Origin of the sequence: Pseudomonas agronomica (genome assembly GCF_025917275.1) — a bacterium.
GTDB classification, from domain to species: domain Bacteria; phylum Pseudomonadota; class Gammaproteobacteria; order Pseudomonadales; family Pseudomonadaceae; genus Aquipseudomonas; species Aquipseudomonas agronomica.
The window spans coordinates 1-5,695 of sequence record NZ_JAOSHO010000342.1 but is presented as its reverse complement, the minus strand read 5'-3'; the positions used below and the strand labels follow the sequence as shown (position 1 = coordinate 5,695).

The following is a 5,695-nucleotide window of genomic DNA, read 5'->3' as shown; positions in this document are numbered from 1 at the left end:
CCAGGCGCTGCTGGCAAGCATCAAGGATCGTCCGGATTTCCACCTGATCCAGACCGTGATGCTGCGCTCGTTGAGTCAGGCGGTGTACAGCGCCGACAACCAGGGTCACTTCGGCCTGAATTACGAGGCCTACACCCACTTTACGTCGCCGATCCGTCGCTACCCCGACCTGCTCACGCACCGGGCCATCCGCAGCGTGATCCACTCGAAGATGAACACCCCGCACGTCAAGCGTGCCGGTGCGATGACCATTCCGAAGGCGCGTATCTATCCGTACGACGAGGCCGCCCTGGAGCAGCTCGGCGAGCAATGCTCGATGAGCGAGCGACGTGCCGACGAAGCGACTCGCGACGTGGTGAACTGGCTCAAGTGCGAATACATGAAGGATCGCGTCGGTGAGTCGTTCCCTGGCGTGATTACCGCTGTGACCGGTTTTGGCCTGTTCGTCGAACTGACTGACATCTACGTCGAAGGCCTGGTGCATGTCACCGCGCTGCCGGGCGATTACTACCACTTCGACCCTGTGCACCACCGCCTGGCGGGCGAGCGCACCGGGCGCAGCTTCCGCCTTGGCGATACCGTCGAAGTGCGGGTGATGCGCGTCGACCTCGACGAGCGCAAGATCGACTTCGAGATGGCGGAAAAAACCATCAGCGCGCCGATCGGTCGCAAGAAGCGTGGTGCCGAAACCGCAGCGCCTGCCAGCAAGTCCGAGGAGCCTGCTTCATCGTCCCGGTCGGGGCGTCGTGGTCCGGCCAAGGAAAAAGCTGTCGAAGCCTATCGGCCAAGCGATGCGGCGGCGAAGAACGCCGAGTTGCGCAAAAGCCGTGAAATGAAACAGGCGTTGCTGGCTGAAGCCAAGAATGGTGGTAAAGCTGCATCCGGGAGCAAGGCCGGACGGTCGGCCCCGGACAAGGCGGCCAGCAAGCCGAGCAAACACCGTAAGGGCCCGCCGAAAGCGGGCTCGGCCCCAGCCAAGAGCGGCGGGGCACGTAAACCCAAGGCCAAGTCATGAGTCAGTTGGAAAAAATCTACGGCGTGCACGCCGTGGAAGCGTTGCTGCGTCATCACCCCAAGCGGGTCAAGCAGATCTGGCTGGCGGAAGGGCGTAGCGATCCGCGCGTCCAGACCCTGGTTGAACTGGCCGGCGAAAACCGCGTTGCGGTCGGCCAGGCCGAGCGACGCGAAATGGATGCCTGGGTCGAAGGCGTGCACCAGGGTGTCGTGGCCGAGGTCAGCCCGAGCCAGGTGTGGGGCGAAGCGATGCTCGACGAGCTTCTGGATCGCACCGAAGGCGCGCCCCTGCTGCTGGTGCTGGACGGCGTGACCGATCCTCATAACCTTGGCGCCTGCCTGCGTTCGGCGGATGCCGCGGGTGCGCTGGCGGTGATCGTGCCCAAGGACAAGTCGGCAACCTTGACGCCCGTGGTGCGCAAAGTGGCCTGTGGCGCGGCGGAGGTCATTCCGTTGGTGGCGGTGACCAACCTGGCGCGCACCCTGGAAAAACTTCAGCAGCGCGGCTTGTGGGTTGTCGGCACGGCGGGCGAGGCCGAGGTCAGCATTTATGACCAGGACCTGACGGGTCCGACCATCCTGATCATGGGTGCCGAAGGCAAGGGCATGCGCCGCCTGACCCGTGAGCACTGCGATTACCTGGTGAAGCTGCCGATGGCCGGCAGCGTCAGCAGCCTCAACGTCTCGGTCGCCACCGGCGTCTGCCTGTTCGAGGCCCAGCGCCAGCGTGGCGCCAAGGCAGCCGCCAAAAAGCCCTGATCCAGACGCGGTCAAAATGTGGGAGCGAGCTTGCTCGCGATAGGGCGGTGTCAGTCGACATTTGCGTCACTGATACACCGTCATCGCGAGCAAGCTCGCTCCCACAGTGTTTTGTGTAGGGTCAGGAACGGCGCTGTTCAAATAATCACCAATTTCCTTGCGCCGCCCTCGGCCCTTCTCTACAATTGCGCCCCTTGCTGTGATGGCAGGCACTTATGTGTCTAGCGTCCTCAAGTCCATAAGTGTCATTCACTCCTTGTCTGACCGTTTTTGAGCGGCAGGCTACAACCCGTAAGGAGCATTCATGCGTCATTACGAAATCATCTTTTTGGTCCACCCGGATCAAAGCGAGCAAGTCGGCGGCATGGTTGAGCGTTACACCAAGCTGATCGAAGAAGACGGCGGCAAAATCCACCGTCTGGAAGATTGGGGCCGTCGTCAACTGGCCTACGCAATCAACAATGTTCACAAGGCTCACTACGTGATGCTGAACGTTGAGTGCACTGGCAAGGCCCTGGCCGAGCTGGAAGACAACTTCCGCTACAACGATGCAGTGATCCGTAACCTGGTCATCCGTCGCGAAGAAGCCGTCACCGGCCAATCCGAGATGCTCAAGGCTGAAGAAAACCGCAGTGAGCGCCGTGAGCGTCGCGACCGTCCTGAGCACTCTGACAGCGCCGATGGCGATGACAGCGATAGCGACAGCGACAACAGCGATAACGCTGACGAGTAATCCACGGACCTTTTAAGGAGCCAATCACATGGCACGTTTCTTCCGTCGTCGTAAATTCTGCCGCTTCACCGCTGAAGACGTGAAAGAGATCGATTACAAAGATCTCAACACTCTGAAAGCCTACGTATCCGAGACCGGCAAAATCGTTCCAAGCCGTATCACCGGTACCAAAGCTCGTTATCAGCGTCAGCTGGCCACCGCTATCAAGCGCGCCCGCTTCCTGGCCCTGCTGGCCTACACCGACAGCCACGGCCGCTGAGACCGGGCAGTCGACAAGTAGTAAGGGATTGAATGCATGCGTGCCTTAGCTGACTTCATCATGCGGGGACGTGTGCAGGCCACTCTGGTAGTGGCTGGATGTGCGGCATTGCCGTTGTTGTATTGGTTGGGTGCTGCCGCGGTGGGTCTTGTACTCCTGCGGCGCGGATTGAGGGACGCCTCGGGCGTTCTTGCTCTGGGACTGCTGCCGGCTTTGCTCTGGTGGTTGTATGCCGCTGACCCGCGTGCCGTCATGGTGCTGCTGGGGACTTCGGCGCTGGCGTTGGTGTTGCGCGCCAGCGAATCCTGGAACCGCGTGCTGCTGGTCAGCATAGCGACAGGCGTGGTGTTTTCAGTGGTGCTCGGGGTGGCTTTCGAACCCCAGATCGAGATGCTGTCGCAGGCTTTGATAAAAATCCTGCCCGAAGCGCTCGGTGATCTCTACCAGCAGATGTCGGTAGAAGAGCAGGCGCGTTTCGCGTCCCTGATCGCCCCCGTCCTGACCGGACTGATTGCGGCCTTGTTGCAGATCGTCAGTGTGCTGAGCCTGGTTATCGGGCGCTACTGGCAGGCGTTGTTGTACAACCCGGGTGGTTTTGGTCGCGAATTTCGCGCCATCCGCTTTCCGCTTGGGCTGGCGATGTTGCTGTTGGCGGGCATGCTTCTGGGGCCGAACTTCGGTCCGCAGATGGCGATGCTCACGCCGTTGTGCAGCGTACCGCTGGTCTTTGCCGCGCTGGCCCTGATTCACGGGCTGGTGGCGCAAAAGCGGCTGGCCAGGTTCTGGCTGGTGGGGTTGTACGTCACGTTGTTGCTGTTCATGCAGCTGATCTATCCGTTGCTGGTGGTCCTGGCCATTGTCGACAGCCTGATTGATTTTCGCGGTCGTATGGCGCCGAAAGACGCCGACAACGCGAACGGTGAAGGTTAAAAGTTAGAGGATTTTCACATGCAACTGATCCTTCTGGAAAAAATCGCCAACCTGGGCAACCTGGGCGACAAAGTAAACGTTAAGGCCGGCTACGGTCGTAACTACCTGCTGCCTTTCGGCAAAGCCACCGCTGCGACCGCTGCCAACCTGGCTGCGTTCGAAGAGCGTCGCGCTGAGCTGGAAAAAGCCGCCGCAGACCGTAAGGCATCGGCTGAAAGCCGTGCTGCCCAACTGGCCGAGCTGGAAGTGACCATCACTGCCACCGCTGGCGACGAAGGCAAGCTGTTCGGTTCGATCGGTACCCACGACATCGCTGACGCACTGACCGCCTCCGGCGTTGAAGTGGCGAAAAGCGAAGTTCGTCTGCCGAACGGCACCATCCGCAACGTAGGTGAATTCGACGTAGCCGTGCACCTGCACGCCGAAGTTGAAGCCACCGTACGCGTTGTCGTGGTAGCAGCCTAAGCAATACCTGTCGGTTGGCACCCTCGGGTGCTTGCCGGTAACATCGGGCACGATCCTGTCTACAGGTCGTGCCCTTTGTCTTTCTGCAATTCCTGATTTTCATAACCAGACGTGGCCATGAACGAAATCACCGCCCCCGAGCAATACGATCTGCAAACCGCTGCCCTGAAGGTGCCCCCGCATTCCATCGAGGCCGAACAGGCCGTACTCGGTGGCCTGATGCTGGACAACAACGCCTGGGAACGTGTGCTCGATCAAGTCTCCGACGGCGACTTCTACCGGCATGACCACCGTCTGATTTTCCGTGCGATCGCCCGTCTGGCCGATCAGAACATGCCGATCGACGTCGTGACCCTGGCCGAGCAATTGGACAAGGAAGGGCAGACATCCCAGGTCGGCGGCCTCGGTTATCTGGGCGAACTGGCAAAAAACACACCGTCGGTCGCCAACATCAAGGCCTATGCGCAAATCGTGCGCGAGCGGGCGACCTTGCGCCAGTTGATCGGCATCAGTACCGAGATCGCCGACAGCGCGTTCAACCCGGAAGGGCGAACCGCCGCCGAGATCCTCGACGAAGCCGAGCGGCAGATTTTCCAGATCGCCGAGGCCCGGCCGAAAACCGGCGGCCCGGTGAGCGTCAACGACCTGTTGACCAAGGCCATCGACCGCATCGACACCTTGTTCAACACCGACAACGCCATCACCGGCCTGTCCACCGGCTACACCGACCTCGACGAGAAGACCAGCGGCCTGCAGCCGTCCGACCTGATCATCGTCGCCGGCCGTCCGTCCATGGGCAAGACCACCTTTGCGATGAACCTGGTGGAAAACGCCGTGCTGCGCAGCGACAAGGCGGTCCTGGTGTACTCCCTCGAGATGCCAGGCGAATCGCTGATCATGCGTATGCTCTCGTCCCTGGGGCGCATCGACCAGACCAAGGTCCGTTCCGGCCAACTGGAAGACGACGACTGGCCGCGCCTCACCTCGGCGGTCAACCTGCTCAATGACCGCAAGCTGTTCATCGACGATACGGCCGGCATCAGCCCGTCGGAAATGCGCGCCCGGACCCGGCGTCTGGTGCGCGAGCACGGTGACATCGCGCTGATCATGATCGACTACCTGCAATTGATGCAGATCCCCGGTTCCAGCGGTGACAACCGGACCAACGAGATTTCCGAGATCTCCCGTTCCCTCAAGGCCCTGGCCAAGGAATTCAACTGTCCGGTCGTGGCCCTGTCCCAGCTGAACCGCTCCCTGGAACAGCGTCCCAACAAGCGTCCGGTGAACTCCGACTTGCGGGAATCCGGAGCGATCGAGCAGGACGCCGACGTCATCATGTTCGTCTACCGGGACGAGGTGTATCACCCGGAGACGGAGCACAAGGGCATCGCCGAAATCATCATCGGCAAGCAGCGGAACGGCCCGATCGGCTTTATCCGCCTGGCGTTTATCGGCAAGTACACGCGATTCGAGAACCTGGCGCCGGGTAGCTACAATTTTGATGACGACGAATAACCTGTTCGCTTGATCCAGCT

Annotated in this window: 7 protein-coding genes; all 7 read left to right on the top strand. The window is 60.8% G+C overall.

Annotation, left to right across the window (positions count from 1 at the left end; genetic code table 11):
• A partial coding sequence (locus OC610_RS20085) for an RNB domain-containing ribonuclease (protein ID WP_264430153.1) occupies window positions 1–1,015 on the top strand: 1,015 nt, incomplete at its 5' end.
• Window positions 1,012–1,773, top strand: a complete 762-nt coding sequence (gene rlmB / locus OC610_RS20080) for a 23S rRNA (guanosine(2251)-2'-O)-methyltransferase RlmB (RefSeq protein ID WP_264430152.1) — start codon at window positions 1,012–1,014, stop codon at window positions 1,771–1,773. The genes OC610_RS20085 and rlmB, both read left to right, overlap by 4 nt.
• A 304-nt stretch (window positions 1,774–2,077) precedes the next feature.
• Complete coding sequence (rpsF, locus tag OC610_RS20075; RefSeq protein WP_003186395.1) at window positions 2,078–2,506, top strand: 30S ribosomal protein S6; 429 nt, start codon at window positions 2,078–2,080, stop codon at window positions 2,504–2,506.
• 28 nt (window positions 2,507–2,534) lie between these two features.
• Window positions 2,535–2,765: a 30S ribosomal protein S18 gene (rpsR, locus tag OC610_RS20070; protein WP_002551829.1), complete on the top strand. Its 231-nt coding sequence runs from the start codon at window positions 2,535–2,537 to the stop codon at window positions 2,763–2,765.
• Window positions 2,766–2,801: 36 nt separating this feature from the next.
• Window positions 2,802–3,695 (top strand): YybS family protein, encoded by an 894-nt coding sequence (locus OC610_RS20065; protein WP_264430149.1) that lies wholly within the window; start codon window positions 2,802–2,804, stop codon window positions 3,693–3,695.
• A gap of 18 nt (window positions 3,696–3,713) precedes the next feature.
• Window positions 3,714–4,160, top strand: a complete 447-nt coding sequence (gene rplI / locus OC610_RS20060) for a 50S ribosomal protein L9 (protein WP_003186385.1) — start codon at window positions 3,714–3,716, stop codon at window positions 4,158–4,160.
• Window positions 4,161–4,277: 117 nt separating this feature from the next.
• On the top strand, window positions 4,278–5,675 hold the full coding sequence (dnaB, locus tag OC610_RS20055) for a replicative DNA helicase (protein ID WP_027911801.1): 1,398 nt from the start codon (window positions 4,278–4,280) through the stop codon (window positions 5,673–5,675).
• Window positions 5,676–5,695: the final 20 nt, after the last annotated feature.